The organism is Lysobacterales bacterium, from assembly GCA_016703225.1.
Classification (GTDB): domain Bacteria; phylum Pseudomonadota; class Gammaproteobacteria; order Xanthomonadales; family Ahniellaceae; genus JADKHK01.
In genome coordinates this window covers 1-20,620 of sequence record JADJCM010000001.1, presented here as the reverse complement: position 1 = coordinate 20,620, position 20,620 = coordinate 1, and the positions used below count along the sequence as shown (strand labels likewise).

20 protein-coding genes, 1 tRNA gene and 2 pseudogenes are annotated in these 20,620 nt (G+C 65.3%); 12 read left to right on the top strand and 11 right to left on the bottom strand.

What is annotated here, in order from left to right; translation table 11 throughout:
- Positions 1-3: 3 nt before the first annotated feature.
- The 5 genes and pseudogenes from IPG63_00115 to uvrA form a co-directional block, all read right to left on the bottom strand.
- Positions 4-333 (bottom strand): hypothetical protein, encoded by a 330-nt coding sequence (locus IPG63_00115; protein MBK6725659.1) that lies wholly within the window; start codon positions 331-333, stop codon positions 4-6.
- The gene (locus tag IPG63_00110) at positions 326-901 is read right to left on the bottom strand and encodes an RNA polymerase sigma factor (GenBank protein MBK6725658.1); all 576 of its coding nucleotides are present in this window, start codon (positions 899-901) and stop codon (positions 326-328) included. The genes IPG63_00115 and IPG63_00110 overlap by 8 nt, the downstream gene beginning before the upstream one ends.
- Positions 876-1,214, bottom strand: coding sequence for a hypothetical protein (locus tag IPG63_00105; protein ID MBK6725657.1), 339 nt, complete (start codon positions 1,212-1,214; stop codon positions 876-878). Before IPG63_00105 ends, IPG63_00110 begins: the two co-directional genes overlap by 26 nt.
- Before the next feature lie 80 nt (positions 1,215-1,294).
- Positions 1,295-1,711 carry an acyl-CoA thioesterase gene (locus IPG63_00100; GenBank protein ID MBK6725656.1) on the bottom strand — a complete coding sequence of 139 codons (417 nt, stop codon included), beginning with the start codon at positions 1,709-1,711 and terminating at the stop codon, positions 1,295-1,297.
- Positions 1,708-4,591, bottom strand: a pseudogene (gene uvrA / locus IPG63_00095) (excinuclease ABC subunit UvrA). The gene IPG63_00100 and the pseudogene uvrA overlap by 4 nt, the downstream one beginning before the upstream one ends.
- A gap of 273 nt (positions 4,592-4,864) precedes the next feature.
- Here uvrA and rplU point away from each other — a divergent pair.
- The 3 genes from rplU (at position 4,865) to obgE (ending at position 6,647) form a co-directional block, all read left to right on the top strand.
- On the top strand, positions 4,865-5,176 hold the full coding sequence (gene rplU, locus IPG63_00090; protein ID MBK6725655.1) for a 50S ribosomal protein L21: 312 nt from the start codon (positions 4,865-4,867) through the stop codon (positions 5,174-5,176).
- 18 nt (positions 5,177-5,194) lie between these two features.
- Positions 5,195-5,449, top strand: coding sequence for a 50S ribosomal protein L27 (gene rpmA, locus IPG63_00085; protein MBK6725654.1), 255 nt, complete (start codon positions 5,195-5,197; stop codon positions 5,447-5,449).
- 151 nt (positions 5,450-5,600) lie between these two features.
- Positions 5,601-6,647 carry a GTPase ObgE gene (gene obgE / locus IPG63_00080; protein MBK6725653.1) on the top strand — a complete coding sequence of 349 codons (1,047 nt, stop codon included), beginning with the start codon at positions 5,601-5,603 and terminating at the stop codon, positions 6,645-6,647.
- Positions 6,648-6,856: 209 nt separating this feature from the next.
- Here obgE and rpsT read toward each other — a convergent pair whose 3' ends face one another.
- Positions 6,857-7,120, bottom strand: a complete 264-nt coding sequence (gene rpsT / locus IPG63_00075) for a 30S ribosomal protein S20 (GenBank protein ID MBK6725652.1) — start codon at positions 7,118-7,120, stop codon at positions 6,857-6,859.
- 92 nt (positions 7,121-7,212) lie between these two features.
- Between rpsT and murJ the strand changes: the two genes are divergently transcribed.
- The 6 genes from murJ (at position 7,213) to ispH (ending at position 14,631) form a co-directional block, all read left to right on the top strand.
- The gene (gene murJ / locus IPG63_00070; GenBank protein MBK6725651.1) at positions 7,213-8,766 is read left to right on the top strand and encodes a murein biosynthesis integral membrane protein MurJ; all 1,554 of its coding nucleotides are present in this window, start codon (positions 7,213-7,215) and stop codon (positions 8,764-8,766) included.
- A 78-nt stretch (positions 8,767-8,844) separates the two neighbouring features.
- Complete coding sequence (locus IPG63_00065; GenBank protein ID MBK6725650.1) at positions 8,845-9,159, top strand: hypothetical protein; 315 nt, start codon at positions 8,845-8,847, stop codon at positions 9,157-9,159.
- 174 nt (positions 9,160-9,333) lie between these two features.
- Positions 9,334-10,290 carry a bifunctional riboflavin kinase/FAD synthetase gene (locus tag IPG63_00060; protein MBK6725649.1) on the top strand — a complete coding sequence of 319 codons (957 nt, stop codon included), beginning with the start codon at positions 9,334-9,336 and terminating at the stop codon, positions 10,288-10,290.
- The gene (gene ileS / locus IPG63_00055) at positions 10,287-13,169 is read left to right on the top strand and encodes an isoleucine--tRNA ligase (protein ID MBK6725648.1); all 2,883 of its coding nucleotides are present in this window, start codon (positions 10,287-10,289) and stop codon (positions 13,167-13,169) included. The genes IPG63_00060 and ileS overlap by 4 nt, the downstream gene beginning before the upstream one ends.
- A 43-nt stretch (positions 13,170-13,212) precedes the next feature.
- Positions 13,213-13,683, top strand: coding sequence for a lipoprotein signal peptidase (locus IPG63_00050; GenBank protein MBK6725647.1), 471 nt, complete (start codon positions 13,213-13,215; stop codon positions 13,681-13,683).
- Positions 13,684-14,631 carry a 4-hydroxy-3-methylbut-2-enyl diphosphate reductase gene (gene ispH, locus IPG63_00045; GenBank protein MBK6725646.1) on the top strand — a complete coding sequence of 316 codons (948 nt, stop codon included), beginning with the start codon at positions 13,684-13,686 and terminating at the stop codon, positions 14,629-14,631. It begins immediately after the preceding gene.
- Here ispH and IPG63_00040 read toward each other — a convergent pair.
- Positions 14,618-16,024: a peptidoglycan DD-metalloendopeptidase family protein gene (locus IPG63_00040; protein ID MBK6725645.1), complete on the bottom strand. Its 1,407-nt coding sequence runs from the start codon at positions 16,022-16,024 to the stop codon at positions 14,618-14,620. The genes ispH and IPG63_00040 overlap by 14 nt on opposite strands.
- A gap of 360 nt (positions 16,025-16,384) precedes the next feature.
- Positions 16,385-17,509, bottom strand: a pseudogene (locus IPG63_00035) (ISNCY family transposase).
- Positions 17,510-17,736: 227 nt separating this feature from the next.
- Here IPG63_00035 and IPG63_00030 point away from each other — a divergent pair.
- A tRNA-Thr gene (locus IPG63_00030) sits at positions 17,737-17,812 on the top strand.
- Positions 17,813-17,899: 87 nt separating this feature from the next.
- Here the strand turns inward: IPG63_00030 and IPG63_00025 are convergent.
- Positions 17,900-18,427, bottom strand: coding sequence for a DDE-type integrase/transposase/recombinase (locus tag IPG63_00025; GenBank protein ID MBK6725644.1), 528 nt, complete (start codon positions 18,425-18,427; stop codon positions 17,900-17,902).
- A complete protein-coding gene (locus tag IPG63_00020; protein MBK6725643.1) occupies positions 18,384-18,587 on the bottom strand; it encodes a hypothetical protein in 204 nt (67 codons plus the stop codon). Before IPG63_00020 ends, IPG63_00025 begins: the two co-directional genes overlap by 44 nt.
- Before the next feature lie 224 nt (positions 18,588-18,811).
- On the opposite strand from IPG63_00020, the gene IPG63_00015 reads away from it, so the two are divergent.
- Together IPG63_00015 and IPG63_00010 are read left to right on the top strand one after the other, a co-directional pair.
- The gene (locus tag IPG63_00015; GenBank protein ID MBK6725642.1) at positions 18,812-19,144 is read left to right on the top strand and encodes a helix-turn-helix domain-containing protein; all 333 of its coding nucleotides are present in this window, start codon (positions 18,812-18,814) and stop codon (positions 19,142-19,144) included.
- Positions 19,134-20,393: a HipA domain-containing protein gene (locus IPG63_00010; GenBank protein ID MBK6725641.1), complete on the top strand. Its 1,260-nt coding sequence runs from the start codon at positions 19,134-19,136 to the stop codon at positions 20,391-20,393. Before IPG63_00015 ends, IPG63_00010 begins: the two co-directional genes overlap by 11 nt.
- A gap of 50 nt (positions 20,394-20,443) precedes the next feature.
- Here the strand turns inward: IPG63_00010 and IPG63_00005 are convergent.
- A partial coding sequence (locus tag IPG63_00005; protein MBK6725640.1) for a hypothetical protein occupies positions 20,444-20,620 on the bottom strand: 177 nt, incomplete at its 5' end.

Below are 20,620 nucleotides of genomic sequence, written 5' to 3'. Positions count from 1 at the left end.
GGTTCAGTGCGGCGTTTGCACCTGCATGACGTGGCCCGAGGGCAAGTCGGATGCAGTGCCGATCCAGGCCAGGGCACAGGTGCCGGTGAGCAGCAGGGCGCTGAGCAGCGTCTCGATCAGTGTCGTCGGCATCAGTCCGCTCAGCGCCAGCAGCGTGACCAGCACGGGAACTGCACCGAGCCCGGCGATCTGTGCCGCGCGTGCGGGCTCCTGTGCGGGTGACGATGCGGCAATCCCGGCGAGCACGCGCGCCGCAAAGCCGTCATCGGCCGCCTCCGACTCGCCGCGAAAGCTGGCGCGCAGACGTGCATCGAAGTCTGCATCTTCATTCATGATCCGCTCTCCATGGGGCAATGCCGCAGACGCGCTGCAGCTTCAGGCGGGCGCGGCGAATCAGGCTCTTGACCGTGCCGATCGGGATCTGCAGGGTGTCGGCCACTTCGCTGTGGCTGAGATCCTGTCCGTAGTGCAGATGCATGGCGCTTCGTTCCAGCGGCTGCAGTTGGTCGATCAGGCGCAGCAGACGATCGCCGTCGATGTCGCGATCGGGTTCGTCCAGCACCGGGAGCGCCTCATCCTCGATGGGTACGTCGATGCGCTGCCCGAGCGCGCGACGGCGGTCGGCAAAGGTCTGGAACCCGATGCGGAACAACCAGCTCAGGAAACGGCCGTCGCCGCGGAAGCTCGCGATATGGCGCCAGGCCTTGAGCATGGTCTCTTGCGCAAGGTCGTCCGCCAGCGCGTGATCGTCGCCGACCAGCCGACGCAGGAATTGGCGCAACGGCGACTGATGCAGGCGCACCAGTTCGGCGAACGCGGCGTGGTCGCCATCGACGACGACACGCGCGATCCATTGCCGCTCCTGCGGCACGGGCTCAGCGCGTGCGGCGCTCGACGCCATGCATCACCAGGAACACGCTTCCGAGCAGGATCGGCGCAACGCCGGCGATCCAGCCGCGGCCGCCGATCAACCAGGTGGTCACACTCCAGGCCAGTCCGATCGCAAGCAGCAGCAGGCCGCGCCGCAACTGCCGCGTGCGATGTCCTGGATCAACCAGGCGTGTCGCGGTGTCGAGGTCGGTGCCCTGGGCCAGCAACTGGCGCAGTGCGTCCAACTGCGCGATGCGAAGTCTCGCCGCGGCGTGGATGGCGGTGACGAGGATCAAGGCGAGGCCGATCAGTCCGGCCGCGGCGATCAGGGTGTCCGGGTTCATCAGCGCTCCCTGCGGCCAAGTCGGCCGCGCGTCGGTAGACAGAACGTAGCGCGGCGCAATCCGGATTCACGCCGATGCAATCAGGCCAGTGCCGCGCGCAGGTGTGCCGGCAGTTCGATCGACTTGCCGCTGCGCGGATCGATCCAGACCAGCACGCTGTCGCCTTCGGCGTAGAGCACTTCAGGCGCGGCGCGGTCGAGCATGCGGAAGCTCGCCGTGAACGAGCTGCGGCCGACACGTCCGGCGTACATCTCGACCACGATCTCGGCCGGCCATTCGATCGGCCTGCGGAAGTTCGTGTTCAGCGCCGCCAGGATCGGCGCGGCGTCTTCGCCCATCCAGTCGGCATCGAGGCTGCGGAACCACTGCAGGCGCGCTTCCTCGACGTAGGTCGCATAGACCGAGTTGTTGACGTGGCCGTAGGCGTCCATGTCGCCCCAGCGCACCGTCACCGGGGCGCGCACCAGCAGTTTCGGCGTCGTCGTGGGCTCGCTCATGTCTTGCTCCGCTTCGGGGATTTCGGTTTCGCCGTCTTCGTCGCGGCGGGCGGGCTGGTGTCGAACAGTCGGCGCAAGAAGTGCCCGGTATGCGAATGCGCATGTGCCGCCAATTGTTCGGGGGTGCCGGTGGCGATGATGCGGCCGCCGCGCGCCGCCCTCGGGGCCGAGGTCGATGACCCAGTCGGCGGTCTTGATCACGTCGAGGTTGTGCTCGATCACGACCACCGTGTTGCCGTCGTCGCGCAGGCGATGCAAGACGCCGAGCAGTTGCGCGACGTCGTGGAAGTGCAGGCCGGTGGTCGGCTCGTCGAGGATGTAGAGCGTGCGCCCGGTATCGCGCTTCGAGAGTTCGCGCGACAGCTTCACGCGCTGCGCCTCGCCGCCCGAAAGCGTGGTCGCGCTCTGGCCGAGCTGGATGTAGGTCAGGCCCACGTCCATCAGCGTCTGCAGCTTGCGTGCGAGCACCGGCACCTTGTCGAATACTGCGAGTGCATCCTCGACCGTCATCTCCAGCACGTCGCGGATCGAATGCCCCTTGAACAGGATCTCCAGCGTCTCGCGGTTGTAGCGCTTGCCGTGGCATACGTCGCAGGGCACGTACACGTCGGGCAGGAAGTGCATCTCGACCTTGAGCAGGCCGTCGCCCTGGCAGGCCTCGCAACGGCCGCCCTTGACGTTGAAGCTGAAGCGCCCGGTCTCGTAGCCGCGCGCGCGCGCCTCGGGCACCTGCGCGAACAGTTCGCGCAGCGGCGTGAACAGGCCGGTATAGGTGGCCGGGTTCGAACGCGGGGTGCGCCCGATCGGACTCTGGTCAATGTCCACGACCTTGTCGAACAGATCGATACCTTCGACCTTGCCGTAGGGTGCCGGCTGTTCGGCGGCGCCATTGAGCTGCACCGCGGCGATGCGGAACAGGGTGTCGTTGACCAGGGTGGATTTGCCCGAACCGGAGACGCCGGTGACGCACACGAACAATCCGGCCGGGATCTCGAGATCGACGTGCTGCAGGTTGTTGCCGTGCGCATCGCGCAGGCGCAGCCATTGATCCGCGACGGGCTCGCGGCGTTGCGTTGGCACCGCGATCGCCTTGCGTCCGGCGAGGTAGTCCCCGGTCAGCGAACGTTTGGCGGCGAGAATGTCGGCGAGCTGGCCCTGCGCGACGATCTCGCCGCCATGCACGCCGGCACCGGGGCCGATGTCGAGGATGTGGTCGGCGCTGCGGATCGCGTCCTCGTCGTGCTCGACCACGATCACGGTATTGCCGAGATCGCGCAGGCGCGTGAGTGTCGCCAGCAGGCGCTCGTTGTCGCGCTGGTGCAGGCCGATCGAGGGTTCGTCGAGCACGTACATCACGCCGACCAGGCCGGCACCGATCTGCGAGGCGAGGCGAATGCGCTGCGCTTCGCCACCGGACAGGGAGTCGGCCTTGCGATCGAGCGTGAGGTAATCGAGCCCGACATCGATCAGGAAGCGCAGGCGCTCGCGGATTTCCTTGACGATCTTGGCCGCGATCTCGCCGCGCCAGCCTTCCAGCTGCAGGTGTTCGAAGAAGCGCTGCGTCTCCTCGACCGGCCAGGCCGTCACCGTCGGCAGTGCACATCCGCCGACGAAGACATTGCGCGCGGCGCGGCCGAGGCGCTGGCCGCCGCATTCGGGGCAGGGACGTTCGCTGATGAACTTCGCCAGTTCCTCGCGCACCATCGCCGATTCGGTCTCGCGATAGCGGCGTTCGAGGTTGTTCAGGATGCCCTCGAAACGATGCTTGCGATTCACCGTCAGGCCGCCGGATTCGCTGGCATAGCGGAAGTTGATCTCGTCGCTGCCGCTGCCGTGCAGGATGCGCTCGCGCACCTCCGTCGACAGCTTCTGCCACGGCGTCTCGACATCGAAGCCGTAGTGCTTCGACAGCGCCAGGATCATCGCGAAGTAGTAGCTGTTGCGGCGATCCCAGCTCTTGATGGCGCCGTTGGCCAGCGCCAGTTCCGGGTGCGCGACCACGCGCGCCGGATCGAAGAACTGGGCCACGCCGAGGCCGTCGCACTTGCTGCAGGCGCCGACCGGCGAATTGAACGAGAACAACCGCGGTTCCAGTTCGCTCAGCGAGTAGTCGCAGATCGGGCAGCTGAACTTCGACGAGTACAAGATCTCCTTCGCTTCGGGCGCATCCATCTCGGCGACGATGACCCTGCCTTCGCTGAGCTTGAGCGCATTCTCGAAGGACTCGGCGAGTCGTTGCTTAAGGTCGGCTTTCGGCTTGAAACGATCGACCACGACTTCGATGGTGTGCTTGTTGCGCAGGCCGAGCTTCGGTACCGCGTCGATCTCGTGGATGCTTCCGTTCACGCGCACGCGCACATAGCCCTGCGCACGCAATTGCTCGAACACCTGCAGATGTTCACCCTTGCGCTCGCGGATGATCGGTGCGAGCAGCATGTAACGCTGGTCGGCATCGAGCGCCAGCGTTGCATCGACCATCTGCGACACCGTCTGCGCCGCCAGCGGCTGGCCGTGGTCGGGGCAATGCGGGGTGCCGGTGCGTGCATACAGCAGGCGCAGGTAGTCGTAGATCTCGGTGATGGTGCCAACCGTCGAACGCGGGTTGTGCGACGTCGATTTCTGCTCGATCGAGATCGCCGGCGACAGGCCCTCGATGTGGTCGAGGTCCGGCTTCTCCATCACGCTCAGGAACTGCCGCGCATAGGACGACAGCGATTCGACGTAGCGGCGCTGGCCCTCCGCGTAGATCGTGTCGAACGCCAGCGAGGACTTGCCCGAACCGGACAGCCCGGTGATCACGATCAGCTGGTCGCGCGGCAGGTCGAGATCGATGTTCTTGAGGTTGTGCGTGCGCGCGCCACGCAGGCGGATCGTGTCCATCGCCCAGACTCTTGCAGGGAGCCGCGAAGGCTAACAGGCAGGTGCGCGCGCTCCATGTGAAACAGGTTCATGCCGCACGGCCCCACGCCTGCAGCCGCAGCGAGGGGGCAGTGCGACGGTTCACGCGGAGGCCGACCGGCCATTCATTGACCGTTGACCCTTGCTGCAGCTATGCTCCGCGCCCTTTTTGGACTTCGTGTCCGCAAGGGAACGGGTCGGCGGAGCAAGGTGTCCGGCGACCGTGGCCAAAATAACTACAGAGGCAAAGCCATCATGTACGCAGTTGTTGTCACTGGCGGTAAACAGTACCGCGTGATGCAGGGCGAAATCCTGCGAATCGAGAAGTTGGATGCCGAGGCCGGTTCCTCGGTGAAGTTCGACCAGGTCCTCCTGCTCGGCGACGGCGACGCTATCAGCGTCGGCACGCCGACCGTGGCCGGTGCGTCGGTCAGCGCGACGATCAAGTCGCATGGCCGTGGCGACAAGATCCGGATCGTCAAGTTCCGGCGTCGCAAGCACTTCCGCAAGCAGATGGGTCACCGTCAGCACTTCACCGAAGTCGAAATCACTGGCATCCACAAGTAAGGGCCGAGGAGAGCAGCCATGGCACAGAAAAAAGGCGTAGGTTCCACCCGGAACGGCCGCGATTCCAATCCGAAGTACCTGGGCGTCAAGCTCTTTGGTGGCCAGGCGGTGGAAGCCGGCAACATCATCGTGCGTCAGCGCGGTACCCAGTATCACCCCGGCACGAACGTCGGTCTCGGCCGCGACCACACCCTGTTCGCGCTCGCGGACGGCTTGGTCGAGTTCAGCGTCAAGGGTCCGAACGGCGGTCGCCGCACCGTCAGCGTTCGCTGAAGCAAGGCGCCATTCGCTTCACCGGAGAGCCCCGCGCTGCGGGGCTTTCCCGTTTCTGGGACCCGAAGCCCGGTGACGACGCCATCTTCCAGGCCGCGAAAATCCGTTTCGCGGCCTTTCAGTTTCATGTCCGATCAAGCATCCTCCGCCCATGAAATTCGTCGACGAAGCTGAGATCAAGGTGATCGCCGGAGCCGGCGGCAACGGCAGCGTCAGCTTCCGGCGCGAGAAGTTCATTCCGCTCGGTGGTCCCGACGGCGGCAATGGCGGCGAAGGCGGCAGCGTGATCGTGCAGGCCGACGAGAACCTGAACACCCTGGTCGACTTCCGCCACGAGCGCGTGTTCCGCGCCAAGCGCGGCGAGAACGGCATGGGCCGACAGATGACCGGTGCGGCCGGCGAGGACATCGTGATCCGCGTGCCGGCCGGCACCGCGATCATGAATGTCGACACCGAGGAAGTCATCGCCGACCTGACCCGGCATGGCCAGCGCACGCTGGTCGCGCAGGGCGGCAAGGGCGGCGCCGGCAACATGGTGTTCAAGTCCTCGACCAACCGCTCGCCGCGGCGCGCGCAGCCGGGCACACCGGGTGACGAGCGCGAGATCCGTCTCGAACTCAAGCTGCTGGCCGATGTCGGCTTGCTCGGCTTTCCGAATGCGGGCAAGTCCACGTTCATTCGCGCGGTGTCGGCGGCGACGCCGAAGGTCGCAGACTATCCGTTCACGACGCTGTATCCGAACCTCGGCGTGGTCTCGATCAGCCGCGATCACAGTTTCGTGATCGCCGACATTCCCGGCGTGATCGAGGGCGCGGCTGAAGGCGCCGGACTCGGCATCCAGTTCCTGAAACACGTCTCGCGCACCAGCCTGCTGCTGCACGTGGTCGACATCGCGCCGATGGACGAGGCGATCGACCCGGTCGAGCAAGTCAAGACGATCGAGCGCGAACTCAAGAAGTTCGACGTCGACCTGGCCAAGCGTCCGCGCTGGCTGGTGTTCAACAAGATCGATCTGATCGCCGAGGAAGACCGCGACGCGCGCGTGAAGGACCTGCTCAAGCGCCTGCGCTGGACGCGCAAGCCGTGGTTCGCGGTGTCCGCAGCGACCGGCGAGGGCTGCGACTTGGTAGCGAAGAAGGCGATGGCCTTCATCGAGGCCGAAAAACGTGATGCGGCTGACGACGCCGCCAACGCATGACCGTGCCCGTAGGAGCGCCGCGTGCGGCTCTTGTGGGTGCGAAATTTTTTTGCACGCTTTTCCAGCAAGAGCGTGCGAAAAAATTTCGCACCCACAAAAGCAAATTTCGAGCCCACGAGAGCATGGATGCCCCGCAGCGCTGGATTCACCATACAAAAAAGCCGGCTTGCGCCGGCTTTTTCGTCAACACGAAGCAGGGCAGCTTCGTCTCATGCCATCGCGCGGATGCGGGCCGTGATGCGGCTCTTGTGGCGCGAGGCCTTGTTCTTGTGGATCTGACCACGACCGGCGAACCGGTCGAGCAGCGATTCCGCGGTCTTGAATGCGGTTTCGGCGCCGGTCTTGTTGCCGGTCTCGATCAGCTTCAGCACGTTTTTCACGGCCGTACGCATCTGCGAACGCTGACTGTTGTTGTGCAGGCGGTGCTTTTCCGCCTGAACCGCGCGCTTCTTCGCGGACTTGATATTGGCCACAGCTGGACTCCGGGATTCGGGGGGGTGAAAAAGGGCGCGAATTATCCGGGCATCGCCTTCCGGAGTCAATGCGCCCGGCCGGGGGGCGGTTCATGAAGCTCTTGCGCTCGACCCTGGTGTTCTCGGCGATGACGTTCTTGTCGCGCATCGCCGGCTTCGCCCGCGACATGCTTCAGGCCACCCTGTTTGGCACCGGCGGAGCGATGAGCGCGTTCATCGTCGCCTACCGGATCCCGAATTTCCTGCGCCGGATCTTCGCCGAAGGCTCGATGCAGATGGCCTTCGTGCCGGTGCTGAACGAGATCCGCGAGAGCGGCGACCGCGAGCGGCTGCGCGACTTCATCGATCACATGGCCGGGTCGCTGGCGGCGGTGGTGTTCGTGGTCGCCGGCATCGGCGTGCTGGCGGCACCGCTGATCGCGACCGTGTTCACCCCGGGCGCGCTCGACGAGCCGGAGAAGTTCGCGCTCACCGCCGAGATGCTGCGCATCACCTTTCCCTACCTGATCTTCATTTCGCTGATGGCGTTGTGCGCGTCGGTGCTGAACAGCTACGGCAAGTTCGGATTGGCCGCGTTCACGCCGGTGCTGCACAACATCACCGTGATCGCGGCGATGCTGTTGCTGGCGCCGCAGATGGCGGTGCCGCCGAAAGCCCTGGCCTGGGGTGTGCTGGTTGCCGGTTTTCTGCAATTGGCCTTGTTGTGGCCGGCCTTGATCAGGCTTGGGCTGCGGCCGCGCTTCAAGCTCGGCTTCCATCACGCCGAGGTGCGCCGTGTCGGCAAGCTGATGCTCCCGACGCTGTTCTCGTCTTCGGTGGCGCAGGTGAACCTGCTCGTCGGCACCGTGTTTGCGTCCCTGCTCGCCGATGGATCGCAGGACTGGCTGTATTACTCGGACCGGCTGATCGAGTTTCCGCTCGGCCTGTTCGGGGTCGCGATCGGCACCGTGATCCTGCCGCACCTGGCGCGTCGTTTTGCCGCGCAGGACCACGATGGTTATTCGCATTCGCTGGACTGGGGACTGCGCCTGGTCCTGCTGGTCGGTTGGCCCGCCGGGCTCGGGCTGATGTTCCTTGCCGAGCCGATCACGGCGACGGTCTACAACTACGGCCGCTTCACCGCGCACGACACCCAGATGGCGGCCTGGAGCTTGATCGCGATGAGCATCGGCGTGCCCGCGTTCATGGCCAGCAAGGTGCTGCTGCCGGCGTTCTATGCGCGCCAGGATACGAAGACGCCGATGCACGCGGCCTTGTGGACGGTGGCCAGCAACGTCGGTCTGACGCTCGCGATCGTCACGCCGCTGGCGCTGAACCACACCCTCGGTGGCCACGCCGGTATTGCGCTCGCGACCGGCCTCGCCGGCATCGTCAACGCGCTGTGGCTCTTCATCGCATTGCGCCGCCAGCAACTGTTCGCCGCGCAGCCCGGCTGGCCGGCATACCTGTCCAAGCTGATCGTCGCCGGCCTGACCATGGTCGCGACCTTGCTTGCGCTGCGCGCCTTCATTGGCGACTGGTCGCTGCTGCACTGGCAGGCGCGCATCCTCTGGCTGCTCACTGCGATTGCCGCCGGTGCCAGCGCCTACGGGCTGGTCCTGCTGGCCCTCGGCCTGCGGCCGCGGCATTTGCGGGATCGCGGCTGAACGCGAATCCCTCGATCGCGCTTTCTGAACACGGGATGTCTCCGCCGTCGGTCTGTTGTCCCGCCATCAGCGCGGCTCATGCTCGCCATCAGTTTGCCCGTGACGCGGTTCTACGATGCTGAGCACAGGAGAACGCCCCATGCGCAACGAAGCAAGTTCAATGATCGTCGTCATGCTCGCCGTGCTGGTCGCCATCATCGCGCTGCGCTTCCGCGCGGCCTGAGCCTGCGAGCAACGGCATCTGCGGGATCCCGGCTGGCAGTTTCCGCGCTGCATCGCAGCTTCCGCCGCTTCGACATCGTTTCGTTGTGGCTTCGGGCTTGGGATGTGGGCGCAACTGTCAGTCATCGCGGCTTGGAAGCCGCGCCCACTTTTTCTCCGAACAACGCTTGAAGGGCGACAGTGGGAGCGGCTTCCAAGCCGCGATCTCTTGCTTCCACTCATTTTCTAACCATCCCCCCCATGGAGCCCCAGTGGGAGCGGCGGCAGCCGCGATGCTCTGGCTCGGGATCGCCACAATGCCGCGCCCGGGATTCCGGTCGATCCGCCGCTATACTCCGCCGTTCCATGAGCTTCCTGTTTCGCGATACGCGCGGGCCGCGCCTTTGCCCGCGTGGCGCAGTCATCGCCATCGGCGCGTTCGACGGTTTGCATCGGGGTCACCAGGCCCTGATCGGGCGTGCGTTGGCGCGGGCGCGTGAACTGGACTGCGAGGCAGTGCTGCTCGGGTTCGAGCCCTTGCCGCGCGAGTTCTTCGGGCGCGGTGGTCCGCTGCTGCGCTTGAGCACGGTGCGCGAGAAGGTGAAGTTGACGCACGCGCTCGGCATCGACCGGCTCGGGCTGTTGCGCTTCAACCAGGCCCTGGCGAATACCGCGGCCGAGGAGTTCGTGCAGCGCGTGCTGGTCGAGCGGCTGGGTGCGCGCGAGGTCTGGATTGGGCCCGATTTCCGCTTCGGTCATGCGCGTCGCGGCGATCTGGCGATGCTGCGCGACATGGGCGCGGAACTCGGCTTCAGCGCCCACCCGATCGAACCGGTGCTGGTCGATGGCGAGCGCGTGTCGAGCACGCGCGTGCGCGCCGCCCTGCTCGCTGGTGATCATGCCCTGGCGCGGCGCCTGCTCGGGCGCGACTTCGCGATCAGTGGCCGCGTCATCCACGGCCAGAAGCTCGGACGCACGCTTGGCTACCCGACCGCGAACATTCCACTGGGCGAACGTCTGCCGCCGGTGCACGGCATCTACGCGGTGCGCGTGACCGGTGCCGGCATGCGGCACTGGCCGTCGGTGGCCAGCCTCGGCACGCGCCCGACCGTGAATGGCCGCGAGCTTCTGCTCGAAGCACATCTGTTCGACTTCGACGGCGATCTCTACGGGCGGCGCCTGCGGGTCGACTTCGTTGCCAAAATCCGCGACGAGGAACGCTTCGCCAACCTCGATGACCTGACCGCGCGCATGCACCTCGATGCCATCGAGGCGCGCCGCATCCTTTCCGAATCCACGACGAATCAGCGGGAGCCCGCGTGAGCATCGACTACAAGAACACGATCCACCTGCCGGACACCAAGTTCGCGATGAAGGGCGACTTGCCGACGCGCGAACCGCAGGCGCTGGCGCATTGGGATGCGTCGCAGCTGCACGCGCGACTGCAGGCGCACACGGCGTCGCGTCCGAGCTACGTGTTGCACGACGGCCCGCCCTACGCCAATGGCGAGATCCATATCGGCCATGCCGTGAACAAGACGCTGAAGGACATCGTCGTCAAGGGCAAGCTGCTCAGCGGCTTCCGTTCGCCCTACGTGCCGGGCTGGGACTGCCATGGCCTGCCGATCGAACTCGTGGTCGAGAAGGACATCGGCAAGGTCGGCGTCAAGGTCGATGCCCGCAGCTTCCGCGCGAAGTGCCGCGAGTATGCGGCCAAGCAGATCGACAGCCAGCGCGCCGACTTCAAGCGCCTCGGCGTGCTCGGCTACTGGGAGCAGCCCTATCGCACCATGGACTTCAAGTTCGAGGCCGACGAATTGCGTGCACTGGCGAAGATCGTCGCCAACGGCCACCTCGCGCGTGGCGCCAAACCAGTCCACTGGTGCTTCGACTGTGGCTCGGCCTTGGCCGAGGCCGAGATCGAATACGCCGACAAGGTTTCGCCGCAGATCGACGTTGCCTACGACGCGCTCGACGCGGATGCCTTGGCCGCGCGTTTCGGTGTGCAACAAGGTGATTCGATCGTGGCCGTGCCGATCTGGACGACGACGCCGTGGACACTGCCGGCGAGCATGGCCGTCTCACTGAATGCGGAGTTCGACTACGTGCTGGTCGAGGGACCGCCGCGCGGCGGCAGGCGCGTGCTGCTGGTGCTGGCCGAGGCGCTCGCGGCCGATGTGCTGCAGCGCGCCGGTGTCGAGGCAATGACCGTGCTCGGTCGCGCGAAAGGTGCCGAGCTCGAGCACGTCAGGCTGCGACATCCATTCATTTCCTCGCGTCACGTGCCAGTGATCCTCGGTGATCACGTCACCGCCGACGCCGGTACCGGCGCCGTGCACACGGCGCCCGGCCATGGCCAGGAAGACTTCGTGGTTGGCCAGAAGTACGGTCTCGAGGTACTGAATCCGGTCGGCGGCAATGGCGTGTTCGTGAGCGGCACCGAGTTCGTCGAAGGCATGTTCGTCTGGAAGGCGAACGACGTGATCATCGAGTTGCTGCGCGAACGCGGCGTGCTGCTTGCGTCGGGCAAGCTCGAACACAGCTATCCGCACTGCTGGCGGCACAAGACGCCGGTCGCGTTCCGCGCGACGCCGCAGTGGTTCATCGCCATGGACCAGGCCGGCCTGCGTGCGCAGTCGCTGGCGTCGATCCAGCAAGTGCAGTGGCTGCCGGACTGGGGCCAGGAACGCATCACCGGCATGATCGCGAACCGTCCCGACTGGTGCATCTCGCGCCAGCGCACCTGGGGCGTGCCGATCGCGCTGTTCATCGACAAGGAAACCCAGGTGCCGCACCCGGATACGGTTGCGCTGCTCGGTCGGGTCGCCGACATCGTCGAACGCGATGGCGTCGATGCCTGGTACGAGCTCGATGCCGCGACCCTGATCGGTGCCGACGCCGCGCGTTACGACAAGGTCACCGACATCCTCGATGTCTGGTTCGACTCCGGCGTCACCCATGCCGGCGTGCTCGATTCGCGTGAAGAGCTGAAGGGAGATCGTGTCGGCACGATGTATCTCGAAGGTTCCGACCAGCACCGCGGCTGGTTCCATTCGGCGCTGCTGACCTCGGTCGCGATGCATGGCCGCGCGCCGTACACGACGGTGCTGACGCACGGTTTCACCGTCGATGCGCAGGGCCGCAAGATGTCGAAGTCGCTCGGCAATGTCGTTGCGCCGCAGAAGGTGATCAACGCCATGGGCGCCGATGTGCTGCGGCTGTGGGTTGCATCGACCGACTATCGCAACGAGATGACCTGCGGCGACGAGATCCTGAAGCGCGTCGGCGACAGCTACCGGCGCATCCGCAATACCGCGCGCTTCCTGCTCGGCAATTTGCACGGCTTCAATCCGGACGCCGATCGCGTGCCGGTGGCGAACCTGTTGCTGCTCGACCGCCATGCCATGAGCCAGGCCGAGCGCGTGCTGAAGCTCGCGCAGCGCGTGTTCGGGCCGGATGCGCGCGCGCCTGCCGACAGTAGTCGCGATCTGTGCGAGTTCGCCACGCTGGTGCAGGAATTGATGCGCTTCTGCACCGTGGACATGGGCGCGGCCTATCTCGACATGACCAAGGATCGTCTGTACACGATGCAGGAAGCGGCCCCGGCACGACGTTCGGCGCAGACGGCGATGCATGCCGCGCTCGAAGTGCTGGTGCGGGCGCTGGCGCCGATCAGCAGTTTCACCGCCGAGGAAATCTGGGCGCTGATGCCGGCGCGCAAGCACGACTCGGTGTTCTTCTCGACCTTCGCCGAGATCGAGCCGCTGTTCGCGGGGCTTTCGGTGACGGCCGAGGAGAGTGCGTTGATCGCGGACTTGACCGCATTGCGTGGTGCGGCCCTGAAGCGCATCGAGGAGCTGCGCAACGAGAAGAAGATCGGCGGCTCGCTCGAGGCCGAGGTCGATCTCCATCTTGATGCGACATCGATCGCGCGCCTCGATGCCTGCCGCGCCGAGCTGCGCTTCTTCTTCATCACCTCGGAGGTGCGCGTAGATGCGCTCGACGCAGCACCCGCCGACGCAATCGCCGCGACCTTCGGTTCGGCCGTGGCGAAAGTGGTGGTGACGCCGACGAGCGCCGGCAAGTGCGTGCGCTGCTGGCACCACCGCAGCGATGTCGGCTGCGAACCCGATCATTCGGAGCTGTGCGGTCGCTGCGTGAGCAACGTGGCCGGCGAGGGCGAACGGCGTGACTGGTTCTAAGTGGGAGCGGGCTCCGGCCCGCGATCTCTTGGGTCTGTCCGGCCTGTTGCGCTGGCTCTCGCTGTCGGCGCTGATCATCGTGCTCGACCAGTTGACCAAGTGGGTCGCGGTCGAACACCTGAGCTACGGCGAGCGCAAACCGGTGATTGCCGGCTGCTTCGACTGGACCATGGCGCACAACACCGGCGTTGCCTTCTCGATGTTCGCCGATGGCGAGGTCTGGACGCGCTGGGGCTTGTCCGGGTTCGCGTTGCTGGTGTCTGCCGGTTTCGCGATCGCGCTCGCGCGCCTGTCCAGGCATGAGCGTTTCAGTGCGCTCGCCTTCGCGCTGGTCATCGGCGGCGCCATCGGCAACGTCATCGATCGCGTGCGGCTTGGCTACGTCGTCGATTTCATCCTCTGGTACTGGCGCGACTGGCACTGGCCGGCGTTCAACGTCGCCGACTCCGCCATCGTCTGCGGTGCGGCAGTGTTGATCCTGTTCGGCTGGCGCGATGCGAAGAAGGATTCCTGAGTGGAAGTGTTGCTCGCCAATCCCCGCGGCTTCTGCGCCGGCGTCGACCGTGCCATCGAAATCGTCGAGCGCGCGATCGAGGCCTTCGGTGCGCCGATCTACGTGCGCCACGAAGTCGTGCACAACCGCTTCGTCGTTGACAACCTGCGCTCGCGCGGCGCCGTGTTCGTCGAGGAGCTGGAGCAGGTGCCGGATGGCGCGACCGTGATCTTCAGCGCCCACGGCGTCTCGCAACAGGTGCGCAGCGAGGCGCGCGGACGCGGGCTCAAGGTGTTCGACGCGACCTGCCCGCTGGTGACCAAGGTGCATATCGAGGTCGCGCGCCACGCCCGCGCCGGGCGCAATGTCGCGATGATCGGCCACGCCGGTCATCCTGAGGTCGAGGGTACGCTCGGGCAATGGGACGCGAGTGCCGGTGGCCGCATGCTGCTGGTCGAGACCACCGCGGACGTGGCCGGGCTCGATCTCGATACCGAACACGAACTCGCCTACGTCACCCAGACCACGCTGTCGGTGGACGACACCACGGCCATCATCGCGGCCCTGCGCGCGCGCTTCCCGAACATCGTCGGACCACGCCACGACGACATCTGCTACGCCACCCAGAACCGCCAGGATGCGGTCAAGCAACTCGCCGCCGAGTGCGATCTGGTGCTCGTGGTCGGCTCGACCAATTCCTCGAACTCGAACCGCCTGCGGGAACTCGCCGCAAAGCACGGTGTCGAGGCGCACCTGATCGACGGCGCCCAGGACATCAGTCCGGCGTGGCTGGCCGGCAAGCACCAAGTCGGCGTCACCGCCGGCGCCTCGGCACCGGAATCGCTGGTGCAGGCGGTGGTCGACTACCTGCGCAGCGCCGGTGCCAGCGAAGTGCGCGATCTCCACGGCGAACCCGAGGACATGGTCTTCGCGCTGCCCAAGGAACTGCGGTTGCTCATGGTGGAGTGAGCGGTGGTGCCTCGAAGCTGTCGGCGAAAAGGTATTGGTCGTTGCTCAGCGTGAAGCTCGCGTCGCTGGAGTCGGCGAGGCCCGGTGCGGTGACGCTCGTGACGCGCACGCGATAGCCGGGGCCGAGCGTGATTGCTGGGTCCGGCGTCCACAAGAACGCACCACTGCTCGGCGCGTTGCTGGCCAGTCGCGCGATCGCGACATCGTTGCGATCGAGATCGATGTTCACTTCGCCGCCGAGGTTGTCGGTCCAGTTGATCGCATGCGGTAGCGCGCGATCCCAGAGTTCGCCGCCGTTCGGGCTGGAGACCGCGATCGCAGTCGGGGCATCGACGTTGAAGTAGGTGTTGTGGCTGGCGCCGTTGTAGATCGCCTCGAAGCGCCAGGTGCCGGGCGCCGATCCGGCCGGGAAGTTGTACAGCCAGGAGCCGGTCCAGGACGAGGCGAAGGCGGTGGCCGTGGTGTACTGCCACGATTGGAAGACGCTGCCGTCTGGTCGATAGATGGCGAGTTGCGCGGGCACTGCGCCCTGGTAGTCGCGGAAGAATGCGTAGAAGTAGAGGTTCTGCGGCGTGCTGAAGCTGTCTTGCAGATGGGTGATCGTCTGCGCGCAGGCGTTTGCGGTGCTCGGCGGACTCGAATGTGTGCTCAGGCGATTGATCGCCGAGTCGAGATAGGGACGCTGGCTGAGCCACAACGACTGCGGCTGGCTGTTCGGGCCGGCGTAGGGATCGGTCCACTCTGCGCTCGAGTAGGAACCGAACCGCACCTCGAAATGAAGATGCGGGCCGCTCGAGTTGCCCGAACTCGCGGCGGTTCCGAGGTATTCGCCCTGCGCCACGGTCTGGCCGATGCTCTTGCCGGTGAGCGAGTTGTAGCGCAGGTGTCCGTAGATGGTCATGGTGCCATCGGCATGGATCACGGTGACGTAGTTCCACGGATCGGCATTGCTGCCGCCGTCGCAGGGATTGTGGTCGGTGGCATCGACGTTCGACTTGCCGGCAATGGTGCCGGCCGCAGCCGCGACCGCTTGCATGTCGCCCGCGTCCACCTTGTTCCAGTTGAACGGCGTGAGCGCCAGGTCGGTGCCGCGATGGCCGTCGTAGGTGCGCGAGCCGCCGTTGTAGTCGAGCACCGCGCCGGCCGTCGGATTGTGGTCGGCAAACGCGGATACGCGATGGCCGGCGAAGTCGGGGAGCCCGGGTGCCAGCCGCAGTGGAAACTGGTAGCCGACCGCAGTCGGGCTCGTGGGCATCGGCAGCAACGACTGCTGCCTGAGCACTGCGAGGTTGCCCTGGATCTCCTGCCACATGGCCTGCTCGGCAGCGGGGGACAAGCGGTCGGTCGGAGTGCGGTCGTCGGCTGGATTGGCCAGGGTCACGCTGGCCAGCAAGGCAACTGCGAGGCAAGCACTCCAAAATCGTGTCCGCTCCGCGGCTGCGTTGCCTGGTCGCGGCTTCGCGCACTTCGCCTCCATCGCCACGCTCGCCGTCATGTTCGCTCCCCCCGCGGATGCGGTTCAACTCGCAGGACTCGTGCCGGGAAGCGGTTCGTTCTCGCCACGCGAGCCCAGCAGCTGCAGGAGCGGAGCTCCTGCGCCGCCGAACGGGATGGCCCGCGGCCTGTAGCCGCGGTGTCGCGGGTTTTTAGACTTGTCCGGTTCCGTAGCACATGAATTGTCCGCTTTTTTGCCTGCGCGCGGGAATCGGCGGAGGGCGTAGCCCGTAGCCGGTTTCCGCGCGCAGCGCGCGAATCACGCTGCCACTTCGATCTGTTCGGCTGGCTGGCCGTCGGCGTTGTAGGTGGCGAGGCGACGCGGGCCGTGGAACAAGGCGAGCTGGCCATTCGCGTGGCGGTGTACGCTGACTCGCGCGCGGACGTAGTGGCAGCGGTTCCTGTCCTGTGGGATCTGCAAACTCCGCCCCTCGAACTGGACGCAGTTGTCAGCGCCGACGATGCGCTCGTGCTGTTCGCACAGAATGTCGTCGAGATTGGTGCCGATCCACGGCACAAATGCCGAGCCCTCGGCCATCGCGGGCTGGGCAGATTCGACATTGAAGGCCGGCATGTAGACGTCGCGCAGATAGCGATTGGCTGCGGTCATGTCGGTGATCCCCGCCAGGGCAAGTTCGTTCGGAAGGCGCCCTTGATGCGTTCCGAAAGCGCGCTCGGAACGGCCGCGGGCCTCGGGTGAGTAGGCTGCGATCATCTCGATGCCCAGCTGTTTCAGGGGCCCGACCGAACTGGGTGGGACGGGCCTTATCGACTTTCCCGCCGGTCTGCGGCGTATACCAATAGTGGCTGCCGCGATCGCTGTAGAACGAACTGAACAGCCCCTGGGCCAGGATCGTCGCGCACCCCTTGCAGGCTGCTCAATGTGCCTTCCTCGTCGACGAAGAACATCGAATAGTGCGTGTTGGTGGCATCGTCCATGGTCGCGATCAAGTCCCATTTTCGACCAACACACCATTCATGCGTGCTGCCGTCCTGATGGATCATCATCCCCGGTAGCGCCGAACGCTCCCGTCGCTTGCGATGCACGCCGCGCTTCGCCGCCTTCGCGACCAGCTTCGCGCCCTGTAGCCGCAGCTTGACCCAGGTGTAACTGCGCGCGCCGCCCGGCGCTGGCACCAGCTATGGAAATGCTTCACGTTCCAGCCGCTGTGTTGCCGGGCATACAACTCCGTCAACGCGATCACTTCGTCCACCGGCGCCAGCCGGTTGGACCTGCCAGCCGTCGATCCATCAGCCCGTCCAGCCCTTCCGCTTCGTATCGCGGCAAATACCGCCGGAAACTGCGATCGCACATGCCGAGAATCCGGGCCGCATCCGACTGCGTCAGCCGACCCGCCTGCCATCCCCTCGTAAGCCTCTTCAAACCTCATCTTCCGAACCTCCTGTAGCACCTCCAGTCGTCTCATCTCGCGCCCCTTCAGGGCCGATGACAACCGGACGATTGCGTGCGCAGAACCGGACAGATCACTAACCCCCAACCCGGCCTGTAGCCGCGGTTGCGCCCGCGCGGTGCCAGCCCCTAGAATGCGCCCCCCTTCGAGCCTGGGCGCGGCAGATCGATCGCGATTGCCGGGTTCGACAGGGACTCCCGCCGGTGTAGCTCAGTTGGTAGAGCGGCGCATTCGTAATGCGTAGGTCGTAGGTTCGAATCCTATCTCCGGCACCAATGAAAACAAGGGCTTGCGTGCTTCACGGTGCGCAGGCCCTTGTCTTTTTTGGCTCGGGGTAACTGTGGGGTAACTTGCCGGGAAAGTCACTGCCCTATGCCAAGTGTTTCAAGCCGCCTCCACTGCCCGAAGCGAGCAATTTTCTGACCTGATCCGCCGCCGATGAGCCGAAGATCGAGCGCCAGCGCGAAGAAATTCGACGAAGCCAGCCCGCAAAGCTGGCTTTGCTCGTTCTTGCGCGCGCGAAAGACGTATTCGAGGCGTGCGGGCTTGGCACGGTCGCTGGCCGCGGCGAGTTTCTGGATGGTCGTCGTGCTCGGTGGGCTACTCGCGTTATTGACGATGATGCGCGCCATCGCCGCCTTGAACGCGCCGAAGAAGCGCTCAACGCGTCCGTTTTGCCACGGACAGGCGATGTCGACGACCTGAAGTTTCACACTGAGCACGCGCAACGCGCTGCGCATGACGCGCGACTTCAAGCTCGGATCGTTGTCGACGCGAATCTGTTTCGGGAAACCGAACTGGCGAATAGCGGCGATGATTTCGCGCAGGATCGTCAGCGAGCGTCGGTCAGTGAGTTCGCGAAGGGCGATGCATGCGCGTGCCGTGATCAACGATGCCGAGCACGAGGCGTTGGCGCTTCGTCATGTCGGTCACGGTGGTCAGGTCGAGGCCCCAGGTGCAGTTCTTCGGTACCGATCGCGGCACGCGATTGCGGATATCGCGGCGCAGCGCGAGCACGTCGGCGCGACGCTTGATGAGGATGCGTCGCACCGTGCTTGGCGCCACTGACGCTGAACCTGAGTGGCCAGGTTGAAACCCGCACGACGGTCGCGGTCGCCTGCTCACGGGCGACCATGCCGATGGCCAGTCGATCGCATCCAAGGATGACCCCGGCCAGAACCGCTCAGGCTCATGTGTCATTGGAAGAGGCTGAGTGCCTCAATGCGATCAATCGCCTGCTATAGTAGGCATAAAAGCGAACTAAGCTGGCCATAATGAGCAAATTTCCCTATCCGCCCCAAGTCGTGGCCCGTATTGCCCAGTTGGGCGACCGCATTCGCGTTGCGCGAATCCGCCGCGGCTGGTCGTCCGCAGACTTGGCCTTGAAGGCCGGCATCAACAGAAACACGCTGTCCGCTCTGGAAAATGGCACGCCCGGCACGTCGATCGGCGTGTGCCTTTCAGTCATCTGGGCACTCGGTCTCGACAAGACCCTGGATGGCGTTGTCGATCCCGATGCCGATTTGCATGGCAAGTCGCTTGAGGCATCGCGCCGACCGCGTCGCGTCGGCCGTACCACCGCGGCAGCTGATGACTATGACTTCTGAGCGCTCGTGCTTCATCTACGTGCAGTTGCCCGGCACGCTTGAAACGGTGCCAGCTGCGAAGCTCACCATCGAGACCCTGCCCGACGGCGTGGCCATCGGACGCTTCCGCTACGGCGACCGCTTTCTCGGCCGCCAAGACTCGATCGCGCTCGATCCTTTCGCCTTGCCTTTGGGCAAAACGAGCTACGCGTTCACCCAGCTCAAGGGGGTGCCTGGTGCGGTGCGCGATGCCGGGCCTGACGCGTGGGGTCGTCGCGTCATTGAGCACACACTGGAGCGCGGCCCAGATGACCTTCATGAGATCGACTATCTGCTCAGCGGGCCGCAGGACGGCGCCGGACATCTGACGTTCGGCTTGAAGCCAGAGCCGCCCGCGCCGAGCCGGCACTACAACCGGACACAGCAGATGCCCGCCTTGCTGGCAGCCATGCAAGCGATCGAAGCCGGCGGCGTGGTCGATCCACAAATCCAGCAGTTCGTAAACGCTGGTACGAGCATGGGCGGTGCTCGACCCAAGGCCACGATCGAGTACAACGATCAGCTTTGGCTCGGCAAATTTCCATCCAAGGACGATCGATTCAATCTCCAGCGCGTCGAGTTCGCGACGCTGGAACTTGCCCGCCGCTGCGGCATTACGGTCACCGCGTCTCGCCTGCAGTCCTCGGGTTCGATCGATATCCTGATGCTCGCGCGCTTCGATCGCGAATTCACGGCAGCCGGCTACCTTCGCTACGGCATGGTCAGCGGATTGACCGTCCTCCAGTGCGGCGACACTCACCTCGATCGCGGGAAGTGGTCCTACCCGCTCCTTGCCGATGAACTGCGACGCTGGTCCGACAAGCCCGATGTCGACTGCGCTGAGGTCTTCCGACGCATGGTGTTCAACGCGGCAGTGACCAACAACGATGATCACCCGCGCAATCACGCCTTGCTTCGCAAGCCCAAAGGATGGCGCCTCTCGCCGGCGTACGATCTGGTGCCGGCGCCGGTCGTCAGTCTCGAACGGCGCGATCTCGCGCTCATCGTGGGTGACTACGGACGCACTGCCAGTTGCTACAACCTGCTCTCCCAAGCCGCTCGCTTCGGACTATCCGCTGATGCTGCCCGCGACATCTACAATCACGTCGCAAAGGAAGTGGCGCGATGGCGCGACGTGTTCGCTCATTGCGGCGTGTCCGCCACCGACGCCGCCCTTGTCGCGCCGGCGTTCTTGCCCGAGTGCTTTTTCTTCGAAGCGCCGATCCAGTGAGACGGAGAGTCGACCTGCCGAACGCCTCGGCCTTTTTCGCCATCGATCGGCTACTCAAACCCATCCGCGAACAGGAATCGGGTGATCTCGTACTGGTCGGACCGCGCCGGCGTTGCGCCGTAGGTGGTGGTGACGGTCCAGGTGGCGCTGCGCACGCTGTCGCTCGGCGGGGTGTCGAATACGGTCAGGAAGGCGCTGGCACCTGGGGTCAGGTTGTAGGGAAGTTG